Here is a 24,734-nt window from a genome sequence, read left to right as displayed (position 1 = left end):
GTTGAAGTGACTCATCGCATTAATCCTAATGGATAACACCCGTGTAGACGACTAAAAAGCGTATTTAAGGTGTGGCGAATAAAATGAATGTGTTTCGCGCAATATAGGACTTGTCCTTTCGGTTTCCGGGTCAGGAAGTGGTCGGGTCGGCGACTCAAACTCTCAGCAAGCCTCTAATATCTCTTTTGACAGAGACTCCCCGTTCAGTGTGCGTGCGTACTGTGACAGCTAAACTTTGCTGGCGACCAAAAGGGCGGTCAGCGATCTTAGGCAATTCTGCCCAAAATACCGGATTTTGTAAGACATTCGCTATTGGGTTTGTAAGATATCTCTTAAAAATCGATGACTGAATTGATTTTGCTAGGAGATGCTGTAGTTTTTCCCGGCGTTGCTATCAGGGTTAAAGTCCTAAGCAATAAATGGCATCGACTTAATACGACTTTTTATAGAAGAGCCCTTTCTCAACAAGATGAAAAAGGGCGATCCCTCATGGCGGCATTCAGTATTGATGGCGCTTGTGTTTAGCCTTACTGGGTTTCAGGCGCATGCCTTTATTTATTTCGATTATTACCAGCTTTCCTACCGTCATCTTTACAGTACTGCTAAGTGTCGCCGTTCTTTACTGGTTAGTTTCGCTATCGGGATTGGTCGATAGCGACGTAGTCGAGGGTGATGTTGGCGAAGGCGGTTCGCTGGCGCTGGGCGGTTTACTGGCAACGCTGGGCTTGCACGGCGTTCCCCTGCCGCTAGTGATTACGCTGCTGGCATTAACCGGCTGGCTGTTTAGCTATTTCGCAATGCTGTTGTTAGGAACCCACCTAAACCCAGGCCTGTTGCTGTGGTTGTTTAATGCCGTCGTGCTGATATTAGGGCTTGTTGTCGCCACTATCGTCACGTCCTTGCTGATTCGCCCTTTGCGGCCCCTTTTTCGCCCCGCTCAGCACCTGCCTATTGAACAACGTCTGACAGGTAAGCAATGCACTGTTCGTTCGGCAGAGGTGACAAAAGAGAAAGGCCGCGCCGATGCGCATATCGATGGTGACCATCTTATTTTGCAAGTGCGAAGCGACTCAGCGCTGGTGCGCGGTGAGCGCGCCATCATTATTCAGTACCTGTTTACTGAAGATGCGTACTGGGTGATATCTGAAAAAGATTTTGAAGCCGGCTTAGCCGATTAATTGCCTTGGTGCAGGAGATGAAGATGGATTTGTCGTGGATCATGCCACTACTGGTTAGTGTCAGTGTGATTGTTATTGCACTGCTTGCAATACTGACACTGTTTAAAGCCTTTTATCGAAAAATAGATCAAGGCCAGGCATTAATCGTCAATGACCTTTCCGCAACGCCCAAGGTTTACTTTACCGGGGCTATGGTGCTGCCCGTTGTTCACCGTTCCGAAACCATGAAGGTGTCGGTGATCACCCTGGAGCTCAATCGTACCGGGAAAGAGGGGCTGATTTGCCGTGATAATTTGCGTGCCGATATTAGCGTAGCATTCTACCTACGCGTCAATGCCACTGCCGAAGACGTCTTGCGCGTTGCTAAATCCGTTGGCGTAGGCCGCGCCTCCGACCGCGATGCTGTTAATGAGCTGTTTAACGCCAAGTTCAGCGAAGCATTGAAGACCGTCGGTAAAAAGATGGACTTCATGCAGCTCTTCGAAGAGCGCCAGCAGTTCCGCGACGCCATTGTTGAGACCATTGGTCAGGATCTTAATGGCTATATTCTTGAAGACGTTGCCATTGATTATTTAGAGCAAACGCCGAAAAGCTCTTTGGATCCGAACAACATCCTGGATTCAGAAGGTATCAAATGTATCACCGAGATTACCGCCCGGCACAATGTTGAGACCAACCGCCTGGAGCGCGACCAAGAGCTGGAAATTCAGCGCAAGAATGTATCCGCACGTGAAGCAGCGTTAGAACTTGAGCGAACTCAGGCCGATGCCGAAGCCCGTCAGCGTCGTGAAATCGAAAGCCTGCAGTCTCGTGAGCAGTCCGAAGCCGAGCAGGTACTCCAGCAAGAACGAGCAAAAAGCGAAGCCGCGCGGATTAAAACCGACGAAGAGCTGGCGATTGCCGAAGAGAACAAGCAGCGCCAGATCGAAATGGCCACCAAGGCCCGCGAACGTGCGGTACAGATCGAAGAGGTGCGCATTCGTCAGGCAAAAGAGCTTGAGGATGTGACCCGCGAGCGCGCAGTAGAAATTGAACGAATCGGTATGGAAAAAGCGCTGGAAGAAGAGCGCAAAGAGATTGCCGACATTACCAGCCAGCGTATTGCGGTTGAGCGCAGCGTGGCGGAAGAAGAAGAGAATATTAACGATGTGCGCAACCGCGCCGAGGCGGAGCGCCAGAAGGTCACTCGCTTGACCGCTGCTCAAGCCGAAGCGGAAGAGCGCAAGCTCAAAGAGGTGCGCGCCGCGGAAGCAGTCTTCGAGCGCTCCAAGCTGGAAGCGGAGGAAGCGGTTATTCGCGCCCAAGCCGATCTGGATGCGGCAGAGAAGAAATCCGCCGCAGAAGAGAAGCAGGCACGCGGTCACCAAGCGCTTGCCGCCGCAGACGGGCTGGCCGAAGCGCAAGTGCTGGAAGCGCGTGCTCACGCCCAGCGCAGCGAAGGCTTTGCCCTTGCCGAGGTTAAAACGGCCAATGCGAAAGCTGACGAAGATGCCGGACTGGCGGAAGTGCGTATTCTTGAACAGCGCCTTGAAGCCGAGGCCATGGGCGAGGAGAAGCTGGGCACTGCGAAAGCGCAGTCCAGAGAAGCAATGGCCAAAGCCGAAGCGAATGGCTTGGTCGAGAAGCTGCGCGCTTACGACAATATGTCCGAAGAGGCTCGCCACTTCGAAGAGTTCCGTATGAACCTGGAGGTTCACGAAAAAGAAGTCATGGCGCAAATCGAAGCCCAGCGCATCGGTATGCTCGAAAATGGCAAGGTAATGGCTGCCGCAATGCACAATGCCAAGTTTGAACTGATTGGTGGCGACAGCGATGTGTTTGAAAAACTCACCGCCGGGCTAGGCTACGGTAAAGCGGTTCAAGGCGTGCTTGATAAATCGCCAGCACTGCAAGCTACCCTGGCGGGCTTGGCAAATCGTGCCATGAGTTCTGGCAAATCTTCCGAAACTGCCTAAAGGATAGGGCGGCTCTCTATGGGGAGAGCCGCCCTACCTTTGCCGTTAGTGTCGCGCCAAGCGGCCGGTGACCTATCCAGGCAGTTTTCGTAAAAGCCTAAGACCGCAACTGTCACTCAATTGCGGTCTTTGCTATTTCTAGTGAGCACTTTTCAGGATGAATACCTATGTCGAAGGAGCATGCTTCGGTTGAAAATATCGTCAGAGAAAGCACCGCATTCGAGACGATTCAGCGGCGGTTAAGAGCCCAGGGCGGCGAACTGGGCGCGTCGATCAGTAAACTGAATGACGCCCGCGCTGACGTTTTCGGTAGCAGTAGCATGGCGCTTTTGGGTAGGGCCCGTGTTCGAACCGAAAATAACGCCATTGCTCGCGATATGGTACGCATTGGCGAGCAAATTCTGTTTGGCTTTAATGTTCAATTAGGGCTGCGCAAGGAACTGGAAGCGAGCGATATTTTTGCGCTCTACCACCTCAAAGATGATGAGGAAGGGCTTGAGCTGAGCGAAGCGCCAATGGCGGATAGCTTCCTTACCGAGAGCCGCTTTGTTCAGGATTTCAAAGAACTCCAGAAATACTACAGCCATGCCACGCTGGTTCAACTGGTCACCCTTAACAATAAGCTGCTAATTGCTTTTCAAATCGGTGAAAAACTAAGCGACCTGCGCGTCTTCCGTTGGGAGTTAGCCGCCAGCGGCGAGGTGAGCCGCTATATCGATAATCGCGGCGAGCGCGACCTGATCTTTCCTGACCGCTTCGCTTTTTCCTGGCAAACCGCAGGCCGGGATATGCAGGAGCAGGGTCGCGCGCCCCATCTGAATATCCTTGATACCGTCTTCGTGGATAACCTGCGCGGACACATTACCTTCAAGATCGAGAACAACACCAGTAGCGGCGAGGGTGTCTTTAGCGACCCGGTGGAGTCAGACTCCCAGTCGCTGGACGATGCCAGCTTTGAATATGCTGATCTTGGTGCGGTGGTGCTGATCCGTATTTTGCCCTTCAATGAGCAACAGTGGCGCTACTACCTTTTCAACCGTGCTGAGCAGCACGTTAAACGTGTTGATGCCATGGCGGGCTCCGTCGTTGAGCTGCCGGAAAACCACGGCCTGATTTTTCCCTCAGGCTACTACTTAAATACGGGTGAGTTGACCACCTACGAAGTACCCGAGGAAGACCTGCGCTTCAAACGTATGGTGCGCTCGCCAAACGGCGAAGATGTTCTCTACACTTTCTACGCGCCGCAAACCGGGCAGGTGGTGCTTTATCGCTACAACTTGATCCGCAAGCAGGTCGATACCCCCATGGTGGGGCACGGGGCGGCGATACTTGAAAACGGTCACCTAGCGATTTTTTACGCTGAAGACGAGCCTACGCTGGTTCATCCTATCCAGGTATGGGCCACGCCCTTTATGTCGGAGCGCTTTCATGCTCAGGATGCGGTGCGTAACGACACGCCACTAGGCCGAATCGGTAACCCTGATCTGGTACGCGGTATTGCCGAGCTCAATAGCATCGTGCAGCTCGCTAACGAGCAGCAGGCGTCAGAGCGCCACTTTAACGCCATCATCCGGCGGGTTGACCGAACGCTGAACCAGTTCCACTGGATTGGTGAAGCTGACTTTAAAACCATTCACGCCGCGCTTGAACAGCTAAAGCACACCGCTGAACTGATGCTCGATGAGTATGAGAAAGTCCAGGCGATTCGTGCCCAGACAGCCCAGGCGCTAGATGAGGTTGAAAAACAGCAGGCGACGCTGCTGCGGGAGCTAAAGCCCAGCAGTTGGAAAACTCCCGACCTATTCGTCACCTACCTGAAGCACTTACGCGACCATCGTGGCCGACTGATGGCGCTGCGTGAGCGCCGCTACCTGGATGAAGAGCGCCTGCAAACCTTAGAGCAAGCGCTGGATAAAGCGGAACAATCGCTGACCCAGCAGACCTTTAGCTTTCTTGCTCAGCCAGAAGCGCTGGATGGCTACCGGGAAACCCTGGCGACGTTGAAAGAGCAGGTGGGTGAGGCAGAGAATCGCCAGCAGTTGGCGGAGTGCGTGGAGCGCTATCGCGAATTAACCGCGGGCCTGGATATGATTCAAGGGTTGCTGTCGTCGATGTCTGGCGGCGATGCTATTGAGCAGACGCGGATTACCGAGAACATCTCCAGCATCTACGCCTCGATTAATCAGCAGCGCTCCGAAGCGGAGATCCGTTTAAGAGAGCAGGGGAGCGCAGAGGCTCAGGCACAGTTTGCAGCCCAGATTCGCCTGTTTGAGCAGAGCCTGGCTAATGGTGTTGGTGCACTGCGGGAACCCGATGACTGCGACCAGTTGATGACGCGAATCCTTGACCAACTCCAGGAGTTGGAGAGTCAGTTCGGCGAATTTGATGAATTTTTAACCACCATTCTTGAGCAGCGTGAAAGTGCCCACGAGAGCATCGAAGCACGCCGCCAGCAGCTGCAGGATGAGCGTCAACGTCGCGTCTCTACTCTAACGGACGCCAGTCAGCGGATTTTGGCCAACGTGGAGCGCCGTACGGAACGCTTTGAAACCCTCGAAGAGCTGCATAGCTTCTTCGCGGCGGATGCCATGGTCGGCAAAGTGCGCAGCATGATCGATGAGCTGCGCAATATGGGCGGCAATCTTGAGGCGGACGATATCGCCGGACGCCTGCGCTCCTCCCAAGACGCCGCCATGCGTAGCGTGCGCGACCGTTCCGATATTTATGAATCCGGTGGTGATGTTATTCGCTTAGGGCCGCGCCACCGCTTCAGCGTCAACCAGCAGCATCTTGATTTAACCCTGGTGCCTCGCCAAGAGCGCATCATGCTGCATCTGACGGGCACCCAGTATTACGAGCCGCTGGAAGATGAGCGGCTGACCGAGCTGCAAGACTACTGGAGTATGCTGCTGCCTTCTGAAAGCCCCGCGGTCTATCGCGCCGAGTATCTTGCTTATCGCTTTATGGACGAGTTGGCGAAACCTGGTGCTAAGCCGATTAATGTCGAAGATTTCAGCGAGTTGCAGCGTCAGATTGCCAATTTTTCCTCGCCGCGCTACCGCGAAAGCTACGAAAAAGGCATTCACGACCACGACGCTGCGCTGATCGTACGCACCTTGTGGCCAGCCCACCAAAGTGCTGGTTTGCTAGGGTTTGGGCCTCTGCCCCGGGCGCTGGCGATGCTCTTCTGGGCCGATCGCATTCATGATGAAGAGGCGACCCGTAACCTTCGCGCTCGCTGTCTTTCGGCAGGCATTCTGTGCCGAATTATGAATAACGAGGATCTGCTACGGGCTTTGATTCAGGAAGTGCAGCCGCAGCTTGATGCCTTTGTCACGACCCAGCAGTTGGCTAGCGTGTCAGGTCAGGCTGATTCGTCTAGCTTGATAAGCAGCGCCGCTGATTTCCTGGTACGTCAGTTAGCTGAAGAAGGCGAACGTTTTCCGGTCACTCAGTACGCCGCCAGCCTGGTGGAGAGCTTTACCACCTCCATGCAGCAGCAGGGGCACTACGCACATTTCCAAGAGGCCCTGGCCGTGGTGGCGGGTAACCCCGGCGCCCGCTGGGTGATCACTTCCCACTGGCTGCAGGCCCACGCGGGGCAAGCCAAGCAAGAAGCGTTGCTGCATTACCTGCCTGAAGCGATTGCCATGCTCAACACGGCTGACCGACTAAGCACCGCCACCCATAATGTCGAGCTAGCCTTCACCGTTACCGGCTTACTGGGCCAGCACGGGCGTCTTGAACAACAGGAGCTCGCGCTTCAGCTAGACGATTTTCAGGAGCGGCTGCGCCACCACGAGCAGGTCGTTATACGCGACTGGACGGCACTGCAAGAGCGTCGCCAGCTGATTTTACGCGAGCAGCGGGAGCGGTTGCGGCTCGAAGAGTACCTGCCGAAGCCACTCAACTCCTTTGTACGCAATAAGCTAATTACCGAAAGCTACCTGCCCATTATTGGCGATAACCTGGCCAAGCAGATGGGAACGGTAGGTGATACGCGGCGAACGGATAATAGCGGTTTGCTGATGATGATCTCCCCGCCCGGCTACGGTAAAACCACGCTTATGGAGTATGTGGCGAACCGCTTGGGGCTGATCTTTATGAAGATTAACTGCCCCAGCCTTGGCCATGATGTGACCTCGCTGGATCCTGAGGCCGCCACGCACTCCACCGCTCGGGCCGAGCTGATCAAGCTGAACCTGGCGTTTGAAATGGGCAACAACGTCATGCTCTATCTTGACGATATTCAGCATACCCATCCGGAATTTTTGCAGAAATTTATCTCGCTATGCGACGGCAGCCGTCGGGTAGACGGTATCTGGAATGGGCGCACCAAGACCTACGATATGCGCGGTAAGCGCTTCTGCATCGCCATGGCGGGTAACCCCTACACCGAAAGCGGCGACGTGTTCAAAGTGCCCGACATGCTGGCTAACCGCGCCGACGTTTATAACCTGGGTGATGTATTAAGCGGCATGGAAGAGGTGTTTGCGCTCTCCTACATCGAGAACGCCATGAGTGCCAATACGGTGCTTGCCTCTTTGGCAACGCGGGGCATGGACGACTTCTACCGCTTTGTGGATATCGCCATGGGTCGCGAGGTGCCAAGCACCGACTTTGAACACGACTATAGCGCCGCAGAGCGTGAAGAGATCGTGGCGGTGCTGAAGAATATGTTTAAAGCACGTGAAGTGGTGCTGCGTGTTAATCAGCAGTATATCGCCTCCAGTGCCCAGGCTGACGAGTACCGCACCGAGCCATCATTCCGCCTCCAGGGCAGCTATCGCAATATGAATCGGTTGGCGGAGAAGATGTCACCGATCCTTAGCGACGACGAGCTTGAAGCGATCATTGATGATCACTATGTCGGCGAAGCGCAACTACTCACCCAGGGTGCCGAAGAGAATCTACTCAAGCTGAAAGAGCTTAGAGGCACCTTGAGCGAGGAAGAAAAACAGCGCTGGGAAGCGATTAAGCGTGAGTTCCAACGTCGGCAACTAACCGGAGGCAATGAAGAGACCGGTGCCCTAGTGGTGCGTCAATTAAGCTTAATTGCGGAGGGGGTTGGTCAATGGGGGAAGGTAAGGTCGGAGGATGGTTAATGTTGCTGGAAGAACTACCCGAACATTAATCATGAGTTATTGATTGGAGATACTTAATTGTTAAAAATCAGCCGCTGGTTATCAGCGGCTGACTAATCATTTATCTAAAAGCACTCACTCAACAGCCGAGTAAGGGTTTTCTGCCATTAAGAAAGCGCGTAAGTCGGCTTTTTGAGAGTGGTTGTGCAGCCACTCACGCACGTCACAGGCCTTTTGGTAGTCAGCATCACCAAACTTGCTGCGATAGAGCTGCTCAAAGGTGTCACTGGTTTTTTCCTGACGTATCCGCTTTTGCCAGGAGTCTGTCAGTATGCTGTTAAGGTTACCTGCAAGTCCTTCAGCAACCAGCATTTCCCACTCGCCTTTATTCAGCCACACGCCGCCTACACGAGCGCTATAGTCGATCCGATGAGCATTATCTTTGGCGATTCGAAACTTGCTCATAATGCCGCCGGTCACTGGGCAAATCAGTGCGCCTACCGTATCTTCCGCCTCAACGCTCTCGACACCAGTATCATCAAATACGTGTTCGGGGTGACGTTCTTTCCAACTAATGTAGTCTTCAATCAAGATCCAATTGCCGCCGCAGTTATCGCAAGTATGGCTACGGAAAAGAGCATCAATAAAGCTGGGGACTAAGTTCCCTTGTTGGCATGCGGTACATTTCATCGGCGCGTTCCTGCTGTTAAGTCCATGATATCTTTCTCATGTATGAAAGTTGTCACAAAGATTAATTAAGAGCAAGTTGTTGCGCCGAGAAAATAATACTTAAAACCTTACCGACGCTAGAAGGCTAACTTCCAGCGGGTCGCCGACCACTACCCGCGTACTGCCTCCGCTGGAGGGATAGTAAGTAGTGTCGAACAGGTTCTTGGCGTTGAGCTGCAGGTGTAGATTGTCGCCCAGCCAAGGGGTATCCCAACCGACAAAGGCATCAGCGACCGTATAGGCATCCAACTGGAAACTATTGTCAGCGTCGCCTTCGCGCTCACCCACGTAGCGTACCCCGCCACCCAGGCGCCAGTTGCCCAGCTCTGGGCCGGTATTCAGGTCGTGAGCCAAGTAGAGGCTTGCGGTATGCCGCGCGGCGTTGGTTAGCCGGTTGCCCTGGGTGCCTTCGGTATCTTTGAGCACTTCGGTGTCTGTGTAGGCGTAAGCGCCCAGTAGCGACAGCCGATCGGTCAACTGGCCGGAAACCGTTAGTTCCACACCTTGGGAGCCCGCTTCGCCTACCGTGCGAGTCACGCCGTTGTCGGAGACGGCGACATTCTCTTTGCGGATATCAAAGAGCGCAGCGGCTAACGAGAACTGGTCGTTCCACAGGTGCTTCACACCAATTTCGCTGCCCATACTGTGCTCGGGATCCAACGTCTTACCGGTATCACTGTCGGCGCCATTGGGCACAAAAGCCTCGCTATAGCTGGCATAAACCGACGTATTCGGAGTCAGGCGATGCAGCAAACTGACCGAAGGCAGAAAAATATCGTCGCTGATATCGGTGGCGGTTACGAAGGGTCGGCCACGGCCACCAAACTGCTCGTAGTGGGTGTAGCGCCCGCCTAGCCCCAGCGTCCAGCGGTCATTGAAGTGCCAGCGGTCATTGAGATAAACGCCGGTCGTATTAATCTCATCCAAGCGGTTGCTTCGCGAGGTGTTAAGGCTATCGCTATCCAGATTTAGACCGCCGTAGCTCATCTCGTATACATTTTGGTCGGTGACCGCTGTACCGCGATACACCTCGGCCAGATAATCCCGCTGGCGTTCATGATCCACACCGATAGTGAGATCGTGGCGCATGCCTGCCAGGGTGGCGGTGCCGGTAGTATCCCAGGCGGTATATTGCACGCGGCGGTCAAAGCCGTAGTTAGCATCGGCACGGCGGGTTAGCGCGCCGGTGTCTTCATTCACACGCAGTACCCGCGGCTGGCCATCGCTGTACTGGCGGCGGTTCCAGCCGTAGGTCAATCTTGTCGACCAGTCGTCGTTGATATCCTGCTCCCACCAAGCGGTGACCGCTTCGTCGTGACCAAATACCCGCGACCAGGGTTCATCGAAACGGCGGTCATTGGGTACCTTGGCGGGCTCGCCATCGATCATTACCGTGCCGCGATCCAGATCCAAGTCATAATCACGATACTCATAGGAGATCTGCGCGCGACTGTCGCTGCCTTCCCAGCGCAATGAGGGGGCGATAATGGTACGTCGATCATTGCCAAAAGCGCGCGAGGAGTCTTCATCTTCATGGTGGACGATAAAGCGGAAGGCAAGCCCGGTATCGGCAAGCGGGCCGGTGACATCCACGCTGGCATTGCCGCCGCCCAAGGAGGTGGCTTCGGCGCTGATTTCGCGCTGCCACTCGTACTCAGGGCGTTTGGTGACCAGATTGATCACCCCGCCAGGATCCTGCTGGCCTTGAAAGAGCGAGGCTGGCCCCTTGAGTACTTCGACATGGTCCACCGTTGCCATGGAGAAGGTGCCCCGGGGCTGGCGAATGCCGTCGATCAACGTCGAACCATCGCTGTTGCTGCCGAAACCGCGTTTGATAAAGCCGTCTTCGGTGCCACCCATATTGTTGCCTTCGGTGACCCCTGCGACCATCGCCATCGCCTCAGTGAGGCTGTCGATATTATGATCGGCCATCACCTGGGCGGTGACTGTCTCTACGGTGCGGGCTTCTTCCAGAAACGACACCGGCTGTTTGCTGGCCAAACTAGAACGCTGGGCACGATAACTCTGCGGGGCCACGTCAGTGAGGCGATCCGAAGTGACGATCAGTGTTTCTGAAACTGTTTCTGAAGTGATCTCGTTGGCTTGTTGCGCGAAGGCATAGGGCAGCGGGTTCAGCAGTAGCAGCGGCGAAAACAGTGCAATGGTTCGAGAGCGGAGCATGGGCGGTATAGATCCTTTTTGTCGTCAGTGGGTGGAATGAGCAAGCGTTATTGCGCGTTGAGTGCGCCCCAGAAATGTCCCTCGCGGCTTAGCGCTGGTGGGGCGGGCAGCAGCGCGTCGAAGGTAGCGGCCGGGTCGAGGTCGGCGAAGCGTTCGGGGTAGAGCCATTGGGCAATGCGTTCTAGTGCCACAATGGCAAAGGGGCCTTGGTGGAAGCCGTGCCAGAGCGCGTAGAACTGACCTTGCTGAACGGCGTCGAGATGCTGCCAGCCGGGCAGTTCGTGGCTAAGCGACGCAGGTCTTGGGCAATCCCGCATCGCTAATCCCAGTCCCACGCTGATGCCATCTCCTGCTGTCCATTGCCCCGCGGTATTGATCACGACCTCGGGGGGGGCTCAGTACCCACTCGTTGCTTAGCGTCGCCGATGCGCCAGGGGCTAAGGCATCGGCAATATTATCGCCGCCCGCCCGGGCCACTAAGTCGGCAAGCCCGTTGCGTAGATTGGTGCGGCAGCAGTCAACTTTCACCCCAGGGGCGACATTGATGAGGACGGTGGGTGGGGATGCAGGAAGGTCTGCCAAGCGCCGGTCGATACGCGCCAAGCGCTGCTCAATCAGGGCAATCATCGCGCTGGCCCTGGGCGTTGCGTTTAATACCTGGCCTAAAAGGGCAAGGCTTTTGGGCGTGTTCTCCAGCGGATGACGGTTAAAGTCGATAAACAGGTAGGCAATGCCCAATTCGTCCAGTAACTGCGCCAGGGGCGAGCCTTCCACGCTGCTAGCGCGTGAGAGATCAAACAGCACCAGGTCCGGGGCCAGATTCAGTAACGCTTCGCTATCGAGCTGGGGGGTTGGCGCGTGTGAAAGCGTAGGCAATTGGGCAAGCGCGGGCCACTGGGTAGTAAAACGTTGGGCCATGGAAGGGTCGAACACGGCCAGCGGATAGGCCCAGCCCGCCAAGTGTTCGGTCGGGTTATCCAGTAAGCTGGCTAGCGCATAGAGCTGGCGCGGCTGGGTAAGAAATAGCCGTGATGGCGGTGCTGAAAGCGTTACCTGGCGCCCGGCGAGATCGGTAAGTTGTTTGGGAAAGCCCGCCTGTGAACCGGCTGCCCAACAAGCGGTAGTGCTTAACAGACTGATCCAACACAACAGATTGATAGCCAGGTGGCGCATTGGGTTATCCTGGATTGACGTCGCTAAATGGAGTGCGCAGTTTGCTCACTGACGCGATCGCTAAGCACAATTGGCCGCCCCAACGAGCATTGCTCGACCCGTGACTCGACTCCGTAGGCGGCGTGCAGTACGTCGGGGGTAATCACCGTGTGAGGGTCGCCGGCAGCCAGCAGACCACCGTTGCCAAACAGCAGCACTTGGTCGCAGAAGCGCAGGGCCAGATTGATATCGTGGATAGCCATCAGGCAGACCGACTGCCGTTCCGCAATCACTGTGCGCACGGTATCGATCAGTGCCAGCTGCCAACGCAAATCCAGCGCACTGGTGGGCTCATCCAGCAGTAACAGCGCCGGTTGACGGGCAATCGCCTGGGCCAGACCCACCATCTGGCGCTGACCGCCGGAGAGTTCGCTTAGCGGGCGTAAGGCTAGCGGTCGAATGGCCAGCGCATCGAACACTCGCTCAATCAATGCCTCAATCGCCGCGCGGCTTAAATCGGGGCGCACCGCTCGGCAGGCGCTAAGCACCGCTTCATAAGCGACTAACGTGGTGGCCTGAGGGAGCATTTGCGGCAAATAGCCCACATGGCGCATCCGCGCTGCGCCGCTGAGGCTGGCGAGGTCGATATCGTTGAGCTGCATTTGCCCGCTGGAAGGCTGTAGGCCAGCGACTGCTTTTAACAGGGTCGATTTACCCACCGCATTGGGCCCCAGCACCGCGACCAGCGAACCGAGTGGTAGTGTGGGCAGGCTTAGCTGGTCGAAGACGCGCCGTTTGCGATAACCGGTCGTGAAGTTGCTGAGCGTAAAACCTGCCTTCATCGTGCTCGCCCCTGCATCATGATCAATGCCATAAAGAAGGGGATACCCACCAGCGAGGTCACCAGACCCACGGGAAGCACCAACCCATCGACCAGCGTTTTACTGGCGATAGAGGCAAGCGAAAGCACCAGCGCCCCGGCCAGGGCGCTGCCTGGCAAGTAAAAGCGGTGATCTTCACCCAGCGCCAGTCGGGCCATATGAGGCCCCACTAGTCCGATAAAGCCGATAGTGCCCACAAACGCGACCGCCGCAGCGGCAAGTAAACTCACCCGCAGTAGCGAGATAAGCCGCAGGTGTTCAACCGCAATGCCGAAGCTGCGCGCGTGTTCATCACCCGAGCGTAGTGCCGTCATCGCCCAGGCGCTGCGCAGCGAGAAGGGCAGGCAAACAGCCAACACGGCTGCCACGATGGCCACCGTCTCCCAGGAGGCACGGGACAGGCTACCCATCGTCCAGAACACTAATTGCTGTAACGCATCGGGACTGGCGATGAGCTGCAAAAGTGCAACCAGTGCATTGAGTACAAAGACCAGCGCAATACCAAACAGCACGATAATCTCACGACTGGCCCGTAGAGGCGCGACAGCGCATTGATGGTCAAAATCGATGCAGCCGCAAACACAAACGCCATCAAGGCGGTGGCGTAGTGGGCATTCAAGCCAAACAGGGAAAAGTTGAAGACAATCACCAGCGATGCGCCGAGGGTGGCCGCTGCGCCCACACCGAGGGTAAACGGACTGGCCAGGGGGTTATTCAGCACCGTTTGCATTTCCGCACCGGCCAGGCCCAGGGTGGCGCCTACCAGTACCGCCATTAGCGCTGCAGGCATGCGGATCTCCCAGACAATGGCCTGCTGAATCGGGCCTTGAGCATGGGCATCAAACAACAGCGCGATTAAATCAGCCATTGGGATATGTGCAGGGCCACTGGCGACATCAGCCAGCAGGGAGATGACCAAGGCGATGGCTAAACCCGCGACAATCAGCAAACGGAGAACGATAAAGCGCCGATAGCTGGATGCCAACGGCGCAATAAGTGGCGAAGAGGCGGGCATTATAAAGGTGATTCCAAGTGTGAAGCGAAGGAAACAAGAGGAGTCTTATTTGCGACTAACACTCATTCTTGATTGTATTTTCATCTTTTAGTCGTAGTCTTGTCAACTGTCGGGAGACCTAGCGCCACCTGATTGCGGTGGTGCTTTCCCTATGCTCTATTGAAGCGCTAGGCTTTATTAAATCGATACGCTTTATTTAAGCAGTTTTTGGCATACACTTACTTTTTGTTACATACAAATATAAAGGAGCTCATCATGACTGATATAGCCGCTTTGCTTGGCAGTGACGCCGAGAGTTTGCTTAATCACACGTGCCAGGGCGTACCCCGTGAGAGCTTGCACCTGCCGGGCCCAGACTTTATTGACCGTGTTATGGCGGATAGCGACCGCAGCCCAGCGGTGCTGCGCAATATGCAGGCGTTCTTTAATCACGGCCGTTTGGCGGGCACCGGTTACCTTAGCCTGCTGCCGGTAGATCAGGGCATTGAACATTCGGCAGGCGCTTCCTTTGCTCCTAACCCGCGCTATTTCGACCCGGCCAATATCGTTGAGCTGGCACTCGAAGGTGGTTGTAACGGCGTGGCATCGACGCTGGGCGTGTTGTCATCGGTGGCGCGGCGTTATGCCCACAAAATCCCGATGATGCTCAAGCTTAACCATAACGAAACGTTGAGCCATCCGGCGATATACGACCAGACGCTATTTGCTGATGTAGACCAGGCCCTCGACATGGGGTGCGTGGCGGTGGGGGCGACGATTTACTTTGGCTCCCATGAGAGCCGTCGGCAAATCATGGAGATTAGCGAGGCCTTCGAGCGCGCTCACCAATTGGGAATGGTAACGGTCTTGTGGGCTTATTTACGCAATCCAGCCTTCAAGCAGGACGGCACTGATTATCACGCCTCCGCCGACCTCACCAGCCAAGCCAATCACATGGCCGCGACGCTTAAAGCCGATATCGTCAAGCAGAAGCTGCCTGAGAACAACGGCGGCTATCGTGCGGTAGGCTTTGGCCATACGCACGACAATGTCTACAGCGAGCTAACCACTGACCACCCCATTGATTTGGCCCGCTACCAGGTTGCCAACTGCTTTATGGGCCGCGCGGGTTTGATTAATTCCGGCGGGGGCTCCAAGGGGCATTCTGATCTCGGCGAAGCGGTGCGCACGGCGGTGATCAATAAGCGTGCCGGTGGTATGGGCTTGATCTCAGGGCGTAAGGCCTTCCAGAAACCCATGCAGGAAGGCGTTGAGCTGCTGCATGCGATTCAGGATGTCTATCTCTCTACCGATATTACGGTTGCCTGATGGCTGGCAGTTGGCTAAGCGTAGGTCCTTAAGTGAGCACTAACAAACTTGATGAATATTAATTAATATTAAATAATCGTCCTATTGAGATGTTTAAAACGGCATACGCTTAAAGGAGCTATATCATGAGTGGAAAGCCAGCAGCACGTATTACTGACCTTACCGCGTGCCCTATCCCAGGGCACGGTACAAACCCACTAGTCAGTGGCTCGCCTGATGTTTTTTACGATAGCTTGTCTGCCGCAAGGTTAGACGATAAATCTGCTTGCGGCAGTCCTATTACTCACGAAGTCTCGTCCACCGTATTCGTCAACGGTAAGCCAGCCGCTGTCCTGAGCAGTGTGGGTGCCCACGGTAATGAAGTCATCTCCGGATCGGGGACGGTCATTATCGGTAAGTAGTGGTGTCTGCCTCCATTGATCGGAGCGCTGACGGCCGTAAAAAAAGCCTCAAAAATTGCCATACAGACCCTTGAAAATCGACTGACCGCTCCTATTTTTTACATCGTAGAGGCTGCTTCTGTGGGTTGCGTAAGAGGCTGCCTCTTATGACAATTCTCACAGTCTGCTTAACGTAGGAGGTGTTCGATATGTTCGATGATCTCAAGCGTTTTGAAACCGGCTCGCCTCGGCAGTTTGACTGGTTTAGTCAACTGTTGGACGGCTTCTTCCCCGATGGCAATGCGATGGATATTCGTGCGGTGCCGCGGGGTAGTTTCCCGATGATCAATGTGGCGCGTAGCGATGATGCCGTGCGTGTGTATGTGTTTGCTGCGGGGTTGGCACACTCTGATCTGACCATTGATATTCAAGACAATGTGCTGACGCTACGTGGCAAGCGAGACTCTGTGACGAGTGGTAATGAGGATGGCAGCTCGCGCCCGGTATTTCGCCGAGAGCGCGCCAGCGGTGAGTTTGTAAGGGCGATAGCACTCCCCGATGGCTTAGATGCCGAGCGGGCAGAGGCACGCCATGCCCATGGTGTGTTCGAGATCGTGTTGCCTAAACGCGAAGAACTCAAGCCGCGGCGTATTGATGTTCAGGCGGCGTAAATCATGTTTGTTAACCTTGCATAAGGAGGGATAAATCATGAATAACGTTGTTCGTTCATCCAACCACTCCCCGCTTTTACAGCGTGGCGAGGAGCAACCTTCTCAAGAAACCCTGCTGCCAGCGGTGGATATCATTGAGGAGTCCAATGCGCTCAAACTGGTGGCAGATATGCCTGGCGTTACTAATGAAACGCTGAAAATAGAGCTCGACAACAACGTACTGAGCCTGGAAGGTGAGATAGCGCTAAATATGCCCGAAGGGCTGAGCGCGCTGCACGCCGAGGTTCGCGGCCAGCGTTTTGCGCGGCGTTTTAACCTCAGTCACGAAGTGGACAGTGATGCCATTACCGCCACTCTCGTCAACGGCGTATTGACGCTAACGCTGCCCAAGAAAGACAGCCACCGCACGCGCCGTATAGAAGTGCAGGCGGCTTGAGGCCTGGTCTCCGAGTACAAACTGAGCGAAAAGCCGAGTGTCCGCTAAATAGCGGGCACTCTTTTTTGTGAGGCGGTTGGCTATCGTTCCAGGTAAAACTCGCCTTTGCCCACCACTTTTGCGTTACCGCCCACCGTCACAAGGCCGGGCTTGACCTCGCCATTGGCAGCGGTATGGATAACGCTGGGCCGCCCCATTTCGACACCCTGATGAATTTTGCAGTGCAAGGTGCCTGGTTGCAGTGATGCCAAGTAACCGGTCAATGCCGCTGCAGCGCTGCCGGTAGCGGGGTCTTCGCAAATACTGGAATGCATACAAAACATGCGGCTGTGAACTACCGTTTCTGCCCCGTCTTGTTGTTCAATCACATACAGGTAAATCTGGACGGCACTGCTAGACATAATAGCACTTGCCCAAGCCGTCGTAGAAATACGCACGCTCTCTAACGCTGCCACGTCAGTGAGTTCGATCAAATGAAAGGGCAGCCCGAAGGAGGCAATCACCGGATCACCCTTCACCTGATGGATATCCAATCCCAGCAGCTCAACGGCAGTGGTGCGGTCAATAGTGCTGTCTGTGATCATGGCGGGCTGGGCGGTCTTAAACGTTGCCCTATCTTGTTCATAATTAACCACTAGCTTGCCGATAGGAGGCTGGAGCACAACGCCTTGCTCACGGTTCACTAAATCCAGCTCCCTTAGCAGATGCGCAGTGCCTACCGTGGGGTGGCCTGCAAAAGGTAGTTCACGAGTAGGCGTAAAGATCCGCATCGGGTAGTGATTCGGTTCAGTGGCAGAACTTAAAAACACCGTTTCGGCCAGGTTAAACTCATTTGCCAGCGCCTGCATGGTACTGGCTGCCAACCCTTCAGCCTCTAGAAAAACGGCCAATGGGTTGCCGGTAAACGGCTGGTCGGTAAAGACGTCGAGTAGGTAATACTCAGCGGTTGTCACAATTTCCTCCTTCACGTAGTGAATGATGCCAAAACGGTTTACGGCCCTCTTTTCTCGCCTGTTCGCGGGTGATGCCGATATCATCAAGTAGCCGATCATCCAATGCCAGCAGGTGGCGGCGGCTACGACGGTAGTGACGGTACTGCTGTAGTTGATAGCGCAACTGGTAACGAAGCTGGGTGAGGCTGAAGCGTGGCATGGCTAATCCTCCGTGTTATATGCCCAACCAGATTACTCAGTGCTATCATTTGAATACAGATATAGAGTTTACTGTTTTTAGGATACAGAAAGGCGTGTTATACCTCTGTATGGTCGCTGGTCAGGGCATCTGTATCGTTATCAGGCTGTATAGGGGGATGAGTGTCATGACACGCTATGAAGAGGTCGCTGGCATTTTGCGCGAGCGTATCGAGCACGGTATTTACCGTGTAGGCGATCGGCTGCCGTCTATTCGCGCTGTGTGCCAGGAGCTGGACGTTAGCATTTCGACGGCTCAGGAGGCCTACCGCCAACTAATGGACGTTGCATTGATCGAGTCTCGACCAAAATCGGGCTATTTCGTGCTGCCTAGCCGCGTGCCATCGGTGCTGCCGTCGGTCTCACGACCCGCACAGCGCCCGCTGGATATTTCCCAATGGGATCAGGTGCTGGAGCTTGTCGCCACTCAGCGTGATGACGTTCGGCTGCTTTTGGGGCGCGGCATACCGAATTTTGATTATGAGACGCTGCGACCGCTGTCGAAGATACTCGCTGGACTTCATCGTAGTAACGACCTGCATGGGTTCAACTACGACAAGTTGAACGGTAGCCCTGAGCTTCGCCAACAGGTAGCGCGGCTGGCTATTGCCTCCGGTTGCTTGCTACACCCAGACGACATCATGGTGACCACCGGCTGTCAGGAGGCGCTGGCCATCGCGCTACGCACCCTTACCCAGCCCGGCGATGTGGTGGCCGTGGACTCACCCAGCTTTTACGGCACCATGCAGATACTCAAGGCCAACGGCTTAAAAGCGCTGGAGATACCCACCGACCCACAAACCGGCATCAGTCTGGAAGCCCTGGAGCTAGCGTTAGAGCAGTGGCCAATCCGCGCGATACAGGTCACGCCCACTTACAACAACCCGCTGGGTTACACCATGCCTGAAGCACGCAAGCGGGCGCTGTTTCAGCTTGCTCAACGCTTCGATGTAGCCATTATCGAAGACGATATCTACGGCGACTTGTCATTTAGTCTGCCAAGACCGCGCACCGTGAAATCCTTCGATGACGACGGGCGCGTAATGCTGTGCAGCGGCTTTTCTAAAACCGTGGGGCCTGGGTTACGGGTGGGCTGGCTGGCGCCAGGGCGCTACCGTGATCAGGCACTGCATATGAAGTATGTCTCCACCGGTGCTTCAGCCACGCTGCCGCAGCTGGCAGTGGCGGAATTCGTCGCCAAAGGGCACTACGAGCGCCACGTCCGTTACGCCACCCGCCAATATCAGCGTCAGCGCGATATCATGATCAGTTGGATTCAGTGCTACTTCCCCAAGGGCGCGGGTATTAGCTACCCCCAAGGCAGTTTTTTGCTATGGGTAGAGCTACCCGCCGCGGTGGACTGTGTGAAGCTCAATCAGCGCTTAGCGCAGCATGCTATCCATGTAGCGCCGGGATCGCTGTTTTCAGCTTCGGGCAAGTTTCGTCAATGCCTACGCCTGAACTATGCGTTCACGTTAACACCCAGCATCGAAAACGCCGTGCGCACCGTGGGTGAGCTAGCCACCGAAATGGTGGAGGAAGCTCAGACGCATGCGACAAGCGTTATCTAAGTTCACGTCTAAACCGCAACCTTGAGCATTTATCTTTATCCATATTAGGCCATGGAAATTCATCCGCTATGTTCGAGGTACCCATGCGTCGTCATGCTCTAACCTATCGCGCGTTCGGAAGGCCGCTTGAAACATTGAACGTGGAAACCGCGGAAGTTCCACGTTTGGTTGAGGGCAAGCTCAGGGTGAGAATGTTATGTGCTCCAGTGAACCCGTCTGATCTGATACCCATCAGCGGTGCTTACTCGCACCGTATAACGCTTCCCGCGGTTGCCGGCTACGAAGGAGTGGGGCGCGTTATTGAGGCACCTAGACAGTATGCCTCTCTGATCGGAAAGCGAGTGCTCCCATTACGAGGCGAGGGCACTTGGCAGACGATTCTAGATTGTGATGCTGCACTCGCAGTACCTGTCCCCGATACCATTTCTGACGCCGTTGCCGCACGGGCCTACATTAATCCCTTGGCTGCCCTGACCATGCTTGAGACTTGGCCTGTCGAGGGAAAACGTGTTCTTCTCAGTGGAGCGGGTTCCAATTGCGCTGACTATCTTGGGGCGTGGGCATATCAGCACGGCGCCAGGGAGGTTATCGGCATATACCGCTCCGAGAGTAGAGTTGCCCGGCTGGAAAAGCTCGGTATTAAACCGGTATCGATTCAGGATATGTCCCTGGCCTCGCGTGTGGCCCGTAAGTCTGACGTGGTGTTCGACGCTTTAGGGGGGCCAGTTGCGGCAAATATATTGCAACTCATGGCACCGGAAACGACATTTATCGCCTACGGGTTATTGACGGGACAGGCGATTCAAGTAGATTCGAAACCCAGGGCTCTCTATAGGAAGTTTCATTTGCGCGACCCTTTGTCCAGGATGTCCGCGGAAGCTTGGCAGCAAAAATTCTTGGCCATCTGGGGGCTTTTAGATCAGTCAGCGATGCCAGGTTATCAAGTGTTTCCAGGTCAGGATTGGCGGCAAGCTGTCGAGAGGGCGCTTTGCCCGAGTGGCCAGAAAGTGCTTCTGGACTTGTCCACTCTTGGGCAATGAAAGCTGCTTTATGTCAGATCCATAAACGGATTGTAGGCGACTTCCCAGTAATGACCTTCTGGGTCGCGAAAGTAACCGGAATAACCACCCCAGAACACCTCTTCCCCAGGCTTGATAAGCTCTGCGCCGGCGGCAACCGCTTGTTCAATCACTTGGTCAACGGCCGCTTGGCTGGCGACATTATGAGCCAACGTTATACCGCTGAAACCGCTCGGTGCATCATCAGCAATGCCGATATCTCTGGACAGCGCTTCGCGTGGGAAAAGTGATAGCCAGGCCCCTTCCATTTTGAAAAAGGCGACTTCATCGCTGTCCGTTTCATGCTCCGGCAGGCCCAGACCTTCACGATAAAAACGGATGGCGCGTTGCAGGTCATGTACACCAAGGGTGATCAGACTGATTTTCGGCTTCATGAGGTGCTCCTAATAGATAGCTTTAGCCGGGTCGCTGAAACTGCTGCCGCGACTGCTCTACGCGTTCGCGTGTAATGCAGTTTAGCGAGTGGTCGTTGAGCAGCCCCATTGCCTGCATAAAGGCAAAAGCGGTGGTGGGGCCGAAGAATTTCCAACCGCGCTTTTTCAGTTCTTTCGCCATTGCTACGGATTCGGGCGAGGTGGTCTGAGTCTGTGGTGTCGCTAATTCGGTCGGCTCATAGCGCCAGAAAAAAGCGGCCAAAGAGCCTTCTTGCTCAACCATTTCCTTTGCACGTTGGGCGTTGTTGATGGTCGCTTCGATTTTTCCGCGGTGGCGAATAATGCCTGCATCTTGGAGTAAACGCTGCACATCATCTTCATTAAAGCTGGCGACTTGATGGAAGTCGAAGCGGTGAAAAGCGGCGCGAAAGTTGTCGCGTTTATTAAGAATCGTGCGCCAGCTTAAGCCCGATTGAAAGCTCTCTAAGCAGAGCTTCTCGAATAGCCGCTGATCATCGTCTACCGGGAAGCCCCACTCATTATCGTGATAGGGCAGAAACTCTGCCGCGCCGCCACACCACTTGCAGCGGGGATGCCCATCGGGGGCGATAAAATCGTTGTCCATCAACTGCTCACCTATCAATTGAACCACTCTTGGGCAGTACGCCATAGGCATATGCCGATGAAATAAACCGATGTAATCCCCCACCCCCATAATGCCCAGGCGGCGTGCTCGGGGCTGGAGAGTACTAACGATGTTATACATGCGCACCATACGAGTGTGACGGTGATATTGAGCGGCATGAACTGGCGCACCCGAAAGGGGTGGAGGAATTTCATATTAGTCACGGTGAGGATGGCCAGAAAGGTGATAGCGGCAAAGGTGATAAAAGGCGGGAAATCGAGAATATAGAAATAGGCTGCGGCGATATTCCAGGCGGCAGGAAAGCCAACGAAGTAATTATCCTGGCTTTTCATATCAACATTGCAGAAACAGAACATCGATGAAAGCAGAATAATGAATACTGAGAGCAGTGCAAAATTGGGCGGCAACTCAATAAAGTAGTAGATGAAAAGGGCAGGGATAAAGGCCCAGGTCAGGTAATCAATCACCATATCGAGTGTTGAACCATCGAAATGGGGCAGTATGGCCTTCACTTCATACTTGCGGGCCAGGGTGCCATCGATTCCATCGATCATCATCGCGGCACCTAACCAGAGCAGGCAGGCGACTGGATTATTGTCGACCAGAGCGAGCAGCGCCATGGTGCCGAGTAGCACGCCGCTGGCGGTAAATATGTGCACGCTCCATGCCTTCCATATCGAGGTGCGGGATTCTGTGTGCGAAGAGAGTAATTGAACCACATTAACCCCATTGGGAACGTGGGTCCCCTTTAAATTGAATTTATAAATAAGCCTGTAAAGAAAGATACACTACTACAAGAATGCTTCCAGAGAATATGTCGGAAGCCTATCCTGTGATGACGTGATTGATACTGGACTTCACACGCTATGCATTAACTAATGGTGTAAGCGCCGCCATGCCTCACTTAACCACTCACCTGCGTTCATTAGTTCGCTTTCAGTCGAGCCCGCATAGCCAAGCACTAACCCAGGGCGCTTATTCTCGGAAAGGTAATAGCGGGAAAGTGGAGAAAGCGTAATGCCTGCTTCACTGGCACGCTTAACGAGCATCTCTTCTTCCTCGATAGTATCGAGTTCAGCTAATAGATGCATACCCGCATGGCCGTCAGAAAGCCGAAGCCCAGCGGCCACTGCAGGCGTTAATGCCGTGCGTAAACACGCTTGTCGCTGACGATAGGCCGCCCGCATCCGGGCGATGTGGCGAGTAAAATGCCCGCTGGTAATAAATTCAGCAAGCGCCGATTGCACTGGATAGTTACCTTCACGGTGCAGTCGGGCATGGGCACGTCTGAAGTCGTGGGCAAGTGTATCAGGCAGCACCAAATAGCCTAAGCGTAAGCCGGGATAGAGCACTTTGCTAAAGGTACCGACATAAATAACCGATGCCTGTTCGGCAAGACCCTGTAGAGAGGGAGTCGGCGGCGTGCCGTAACGAAATTCGCTGTCGTAATCGTCTTCAATGATCCAACTACCAGCGCGAGAAGCATACTCAAGTAACGCCAGTCGCCTGGGGACTGGCATGGTAACGCCGCTGGGATATTGGTGGGAGGGTGTCACGTAAATTAGCCGAGGTGCTGGCGCATTCTTAGGGGCAAGTGACGGGTTTAACCCTTCTTTATCGACGGGGATGGGAGTTACCGTTAATCCCGACGCCAGAAAACAGGCTTGGGCGCCACCGTAACCCGGCTCCTCCATCCAAACCGAATCCCCATGATCGGTGAGTAGTTGGGTAATCAGTTCAAACGCCTGCTGGGCGCCTTGGGTAATCACAATCTGTTCTGGTTGGCAGCGCACCGCGCGGGAGAGTCTTAGATAGTCACAAAGAGCCGCTTTGAGTACAGGTAGACCACCGCTGGTTTGATAATCCATCCATGCCATTTCCGCGTGATAATAGTGACGCCGTAGAAGGCGCTGCCACTGCTCGCGGGGAAACAGGTCGAGCGCCGGGACGCCTGGGGCGAAGGCGCGATGGCCGTGGCTCAACGTTCCGCTTAGTGTTAATAGCTTGTTACCCCGGCTTGAGTAGCGGACAGGCAAAGGTGGTGGAAGCTCGGCTCTGGTTAACAGCGCGGGGAGGTTCGCCACATAGAGCCCTGCTCCCTGGCGGGCAATCAGTAACCCTTCCGCCAGTAGCCGATCCATGGTGGCCAGCACCGTATTACGGCTAATACCCAAAGCGCGAGCCAAGTAGCGGGAAGAGGGAAGCGTATCGCCAGCCGTCAGCTCACCGTGTTGAATCCACTCCTTAAGCGAGCAGTAAAGCTGCTGAACAAGTGTGGCTGCTTCATTCGCAGTTAGCCTTAGCGCTAGCGCCTCCGCAATCCAGTCGCTGGCAGCGTCACGTCTTTTCACTGGTTCCCTCAATTTAGCGATAAGTGGCTCTTTATCATAGACCACTATGACGGCAAGCTGTGTTGAATCACCACTCAAAGGGAGCAGTCGTTATGGTTAATGTTCGTTCGGCGGTACTCAATGACTTAGAGCCTCTTAGCGCATTACTTGATGGCTATCGTCAGTTTTATAAGCAACCGAGTGATATTCAGGCGGCGCATGATTTTTTAGATCAACGCATGGGGCTAGGGGATTCATTCATTCTGGTTAGCGAGAATAGCGAAGGCATGCTCACTGGGTTTGTGCAACTTTACCCAGGTGTTTCCACGGTGGGCTTAAATGCCCGCTGGACGCTAAATGACCTCTTTGTGCTGCCAGAGTGTCGCGATAAGGGCACTGGCAGAGCGTTAATGGAAGCCGCCACCCAGCTTGCCCATGATCACGGCGTCGCACGATTGATATTAATGACGCAGGTAGAGAACGAACGCGCCCAACACCTTTATGAATCATTGGGCTGGCAGCGTAATACGGCGTTTTATGGTTATTTACTGGACGTTAAATAATAAAAGGTTAT

General features: G+C 54.7%; 20 protein-coding genes and 2 pseudogenes. 10 read left to right on the top strand and 12 right to left on the bottom strand.

Going from position 1 to position 24,734, the window contains the following annotated elements; all coding sequences use genetic code 11:
• The first annotated feature begins 545 nt into the window (after positions 1-545).
• From FDY98_RS18740 to FDY98_RS18730, 3 genes are all read left to right on the top strand, one after another.
• Positions 546-1,178 carry a hypothetical protein gene (locus tag FDY98_RS18740; protein ID WP_027957054.1) on the top strand — a complete coding sequence of 211 codons (633 nt, stop codon included), beginning with the start codon at positions 546-548 and terminating at the stop codon, positions 1,176-1,178.
• A 23-nt stretch (positions 1,179-1,201) separates the two neighbouring features.
• Positions 1,202-3,133, top strand: coding sequence for a hypothetical protein (locus tag FDY98_RS18735; protein ID WP_027957053.1), 1,932 nt, complete (start codon positions 1,202-1,204; stop codon positions 3,131-3,133).
• 167 nt (positions 3,134-3,300) lie between these two features.
• Positions 3,301-8,238, top strand: coding sequence for a DNA repair ATPase (locus FDY98_RS18730; RefSeq protein ID WP_027957052.1), 4,938 nt, complete (start codon positions 3,301-3,303; stop codon positions 8,236-8,238).
• A 114-nt stretch (positions 8,239-8,352) separates the two neighbouring features.
• Here FDY98_RS18730 and FDY98_RS18725 read toward each other — a convergent pair whose 3' ends face one another.
• The 6 genes and pseudogenes from FDY98_RS18725 to FDY98_RS18705 all read right to left on the bottom strand — a co-directional run bounded on the left by FDY98_RS18725 (position 8,353) and on the right by FDY98_RS18705 (position 14,175).
• Entirely contained in the window at positions 8,353-8,907 is a 555-nt protein-coding gene (locus FDY98_RS18725; protein ID WP_027957051.1) for a zf-TFIIB domain-containing protein, read from the bottom strand.
• Positions 8,908-9,006: 99 nt separating this feature from the next.
• Positions 9,007-11,127, bottom strand: coding sequence for a TonB-dependent siderophore receptor (locus FDY98_RS18720; protein WP_027957050.1), 2,121 nt, complete (start codon positions 11,125-11,127; stop codon positions 9,007-9,009).
• A gap of 47 nt (positions 11,128-11,174) precedes the next feature.
• On the bottom strand, positions 11,175-11,462 hold the full coding sequence (locus FDY98_RS28570; protein WP_340147054.1) for a hypothetical protein: 288 nt from the start codon (positions 11,460-11,462) through the stop codon (positions 11,175-11,177).
• The gene (locus tag FDY98_RS18715) at positions 11,413-12,300 is read right to left on the bottom strand and encodes an ABC transporter substrate-binding protein (protein ID WP_340147053.1); all 888 of its coding nucleotides are present in this window, start codon (positions 12,298-12,300) and stop codon (positions 11,413-11,415) included. Before FDY98_RS18715 ends, FDY98_RS28570 begins: the two co-directional genes overlap by 50 nt.
• Positions 12,301-12,323: 23 nt before the next feature.
• Positions 12,324-13,121 carry an ABC transporter ATP-binding protein gene (locus tag FDY98_RS18710; RefSeq protein ID WP_027957048.1) on the bottom strand — a complete coding sequence of 266 codons (798 nt, stop codon included), beginning with the start codon at positions 13,119-13,121 and terminating at the stop codon, positions 12,324-12,326.
• Positions 13,118-14,175: pseudogene (locus FDY98_RS18705) on the bottom strand (FecCD family ABC transporter permease). Before FDY98_RS18705 ends, FDY98_RS18710 begins: the two are co-directional and overlap by 4 nt.
• A 255-nt stretch (positions 14,176-14,430) precedes the next feature.
• On the opposite strand from FDY98_RS18705, the gene FDY98_RS18700 reads away from it, so the two are divergent.
• From FDY98_RS18700 to FDY98_RS18685, 4 genes and pseudogenes are all read left to right on the top strand, one after another.
• On the top strand, positions 14,431-15,483 hold the full coding sequence (locus FDY98_RS18700) for a class I fructose-bisphosphate aldolase (RefSeq protein WP_155706080.1): 1,053 nt from the start codon (positions 14,431-14,433) through the stop codon (positions 15,481-15,483).
• A 125-nt stretch (positions 15,484-15,608) separates the two neighbouring features.
• A pseudogene (locus FDY98_RS18695) lies at positions 15,609-15,878 on the top strand (PAAR domain-containing protein); the annotation flags it as partial.
• Positions 15,879-16,072: 194 nt separating this feature from the next.
• On the top strand, positions 16,073-16,534 hold the full coding sequence (locus FDY98_RS18690) for an Hsp20/alpha crystallin family protein (RefSeq protein ID WP_022521744.1): 462 nt from the start codon (positions 16,073-16,075) through the stop codon (positions 16,532-16,534).
• Positions 16,535-16,571: 37 nt separating this feature from the next.
• Positions 16,572-16,970, top strand: coding sequence for an Hsp20/alpha crystallin family protein (locus FDY98_RS18685; RefSeq protein WP_022521745.1), 399 nt, complete (start codon positions 16,572-16,574; stop codon positions 16,968-16,970).
• An 80-nt stretch (positions 16,971-17,050) separates the two neighbouring features.
• On the opposite strand, the gene FDY98_RS18680 is transcribed toward FDY98_RS18685, so the two are convergent.
• Together FDY98_RS18680 and FDY98_RS18675 are read right to left on the bottom strand one after the other, a co-directional pair.
• Positions 17,051-17,923, bottom strand: a complete 873-nt coding sequence (locus tag FDY98_RS18680) for a PhzF family phenazine biosynthesis protein (RefSeq protein ID WP_027957045.1) — start codon at positions 17,921-17,923, stop codon at positions 17,051-17,053.
• Complete coding sequence (locus FDY98_RS18675; protein ID WP_027957044.1) at positions 17,910-18,122, bottom strand: DUF1127 domain-containing protein; 213 nt, start codon at positions 18,120-18,122, stop codon at positions 17,910-17,912. The genes FDY98_RS18680 and FDY98_RS18675 overlap by 14 nt, the downstream gene beginning before the upstream one ends.
• Positions 18,123-18,288: 166 nt before the next feature.
• Between FDY98_RS18675 and FDY98_RS18670 the strand changes: the two genes are divergently transcribed.
• Complete coding sequence (locus FDY98_RS18670) at positions 18,289-19,731, top strand: aminotransferase-like domain-containing protein (RefSeq protein WP_027957043.1); 1,443 nt, start codon at positions 18,289-18,291, stop codon at positions 19,729-19,731.
• 68 nt (positions 19,732-19,799) lie between these two features.
• Positions 19,800-20,771: a zinc-dependent alcohol dehydrogenase family protein gene (locus tag FDY98_RS18665; protein ID WP_009285898.1), complete on the top strand. Its 972-nt coding sequence runs from the start codon at positions 19,800-19,802 to the stop codon at positions 20,769-20,771.
• Between the two features lie 8 nt (positions 20,772-20,779).
• Here FDY98_RS18665 and FDY98_RS18660 read toward each other — a convergent pair whose 3' ends face one another.
• From FDY98_RS18660 to pdxR, 4 genes are all read right to left on the bottom strand, one after another.
• A complete protein-coding gene (locus tag FDY98_RS18660) occupies positions 20,780-21,184 on the bottom strand; it encodes a VOC family protein (RefSeq protein WP_027957041.1) in 405 nt (134 codons plus the stop codon).
• A gap of 22 nt (positions 21,185-21,206) precedes the next feature.
• Positions 21,207-21,809, bottom strand: a complete 603-nt coding sequence (locus FDY98_RS18655) for a DNA-3-methyladenine glycosylase I (protein ID WP_022521751.1) — start codon at positions 21,807-21,809, stop codon at positions 21,207-21,209.
• A 14-nt stretch (positions 21,810-21,823) separates the two neighbouring features.
• Positions 21,824-22,507 (bottom strand): phosphatidylcholine synthase, encoded by a 684-nt coding sequence (pcsA, locus tag FDY98_RS18650; RefSeq protein WP_442905399.1) that lies wholly within the window; start codon positions 22,505-22,507, stop codon positions 21,824-21,826.
• A 198-nt stretch (positions 22,508-22,705) separates the two neighbouring features.
• A complete protein-coding gene (gene pdxR / locus FDY98_RS18645) occupies positions 22,706-24,181 on the bottom strand; it encodes a MocR-like pyridoxine biosynthesis transcription factor PdxR (RefSeq protein ID WP_035538748.1) in 1,476 nt (491 codons plus the stop codon).
• A gap of 92 nt (positions 24,182-24,273) precedes the next feature.
• Here pdxR and FDY98_RS18640 point away from each other — a divergent pair, with 92 nt between their 5' ends.
• Positions 24,274-24,723 (top strand): GNAT family N-acetyltransferase, encoded by a 450-nt coding sequence (locus FDY98_RS18640; protein ID WP_027957038.1) that lies wholly within the window; start codon positions 24,274-24,276, stop codon positions 24,721-24,723.
• The last annotated feature ends 11 nt before the right edge of the window (positions 24,724-24,734 follow it).

Source organism: Halomonas sp. PA16-9, assembly GCF_009728585.1.
In the GTDB taxonomy this organism is placed as follows: domain Bacteria; phylum Pseudomonadota; class Gammaproteobacteria; order Pseudomonadales; family Halomonadaceae; genus Vreelandella; species Vreelandella titanicae.
This window is presented reverse-complemented; position numbering and strand designations above follow the sequence as displayed.

What these genes read in the sequence shown, in the direction of transcription:
- FDY98_RS18740 (WP_027957054.1), top strand. Translation starts at nt 546, where the DNA reads ATGCCTTTATTTATTTCGATTATTACCAGCTTTCCTACCGTCATCTTT.
- FDY98_RS18735 (WP_027957053.1), top strand. Translation starts at nt 1,202, where the DNA reads ATGGATTTGTCGTGGATCATGCCACTACTGGTTAGTGTCAGTGTGATT.
- FDY98_RS18730 (WP_027957052.1), top strand. Translation starts at nt 3,301, where the DNA reads ATGTCGAAGGAGCATGCTTCGGTTGAAAATATCGTCAGAGAAAGCACC.
- FDY98_RS18725 (WP_027957051.1), bottom strand. Translation starts at nt 8,907, where the DNA reads ATGAAATGTACCGCATGCCAACAAGGGAACTTAGTCCCCAGCTTTATT.
- FDY98_RS18720 (WP_027957050.1), bottom strand. Translation starts at nt 11,127, where the DNA reads ATGCTCCGCTCTCGAACCATTGCACTGTTTTCGCCGCTGCTACTGCTG.
- FDY98_RS18715 (WP_340147053.1), bottom strand. Translation starts at nt 12,300, where the DNA reads ATGCGCCACCTGGCTATCAATCTGTTGTGTTGGATCAGTCTGTTAAGC.
- FDY98_RS18710 (WP_027957048.1), bottom strand. Translation starts at nt 13,121, where the DNA reads ATGAAGGCAGGTTTTACGCTCAGCAACTTCACGACCGGTTATCGCAAA.
- FDY98_RS18700 (WP_155706080.1), top strand. Translation starts at nt 14,431, where the DNA reads ATGACTGATATAGCCGCTTTGCTTGGCAGTGACGCCGAGAGTTTGCTT.
- FDY98_RS18690 (WP_022521744.1), top strand. Translation starts at nt 16,073, where the DNA reads ATGTTCGATGATCTCAAGCGTTTTGAAACCGGCTCGCCTCGGCAGTTT.
- FDY98_RS18685 (WP_022521745.1), top strand. Translation starts at nt 16,572, where the DNA reads ATGAATAACGTTGTTCGTTCATCCAACCACTCCCCGCTTTTACAGCGT.
- FDY98_RS18675 (WP_027957044.1), bottom strand. Translation starts at nt 18,122, where the DNA reads ATGCCACGCTTCAGCCTCACCCAGCTTCGTTACCAGTTGCGCTATCAA.
- FDY98_RS18670 (WP_027957043.1), top strand. Translation starts at nt 18,289, where the DNA reads ATGACACGCTATGAAGAGGTCGCTGGCATTTTGCGCGAGCGTATCGAG.
- FDY98_RS18665 (WP_009285898.1), top strand. Translation starts at nt 19,800, where the DNA reads ATGTTCGAGGTACCCATGCGTCGTCATGCTCTAACCTATCGCGCGTTC.
- FDY98_RS18660 (WP_027957041.1), bottom strand. Translation starts at nt 21,184, where the DNA reads ATGAAGCCGAAAATCAGTCTGATCACCCTTGGTGTACATGACCTGCAA.
- FDY98_RS18655 (WP_022521751.1), bottom strand. Translation starts at nt 21,809, where the DNA reads ATGGACAACGATTTTATCGCCCCCGATGGGCATCCCCGCTGCAAGTGG.
- FDY98_RS18640 (WP_027957038.1), top strand. Translation starts at nt 24,274, where the DNA reads ATGGTTAATGTTCGTTCGGCGGTACTCAATGACTTAGAGCCTCTTAGC.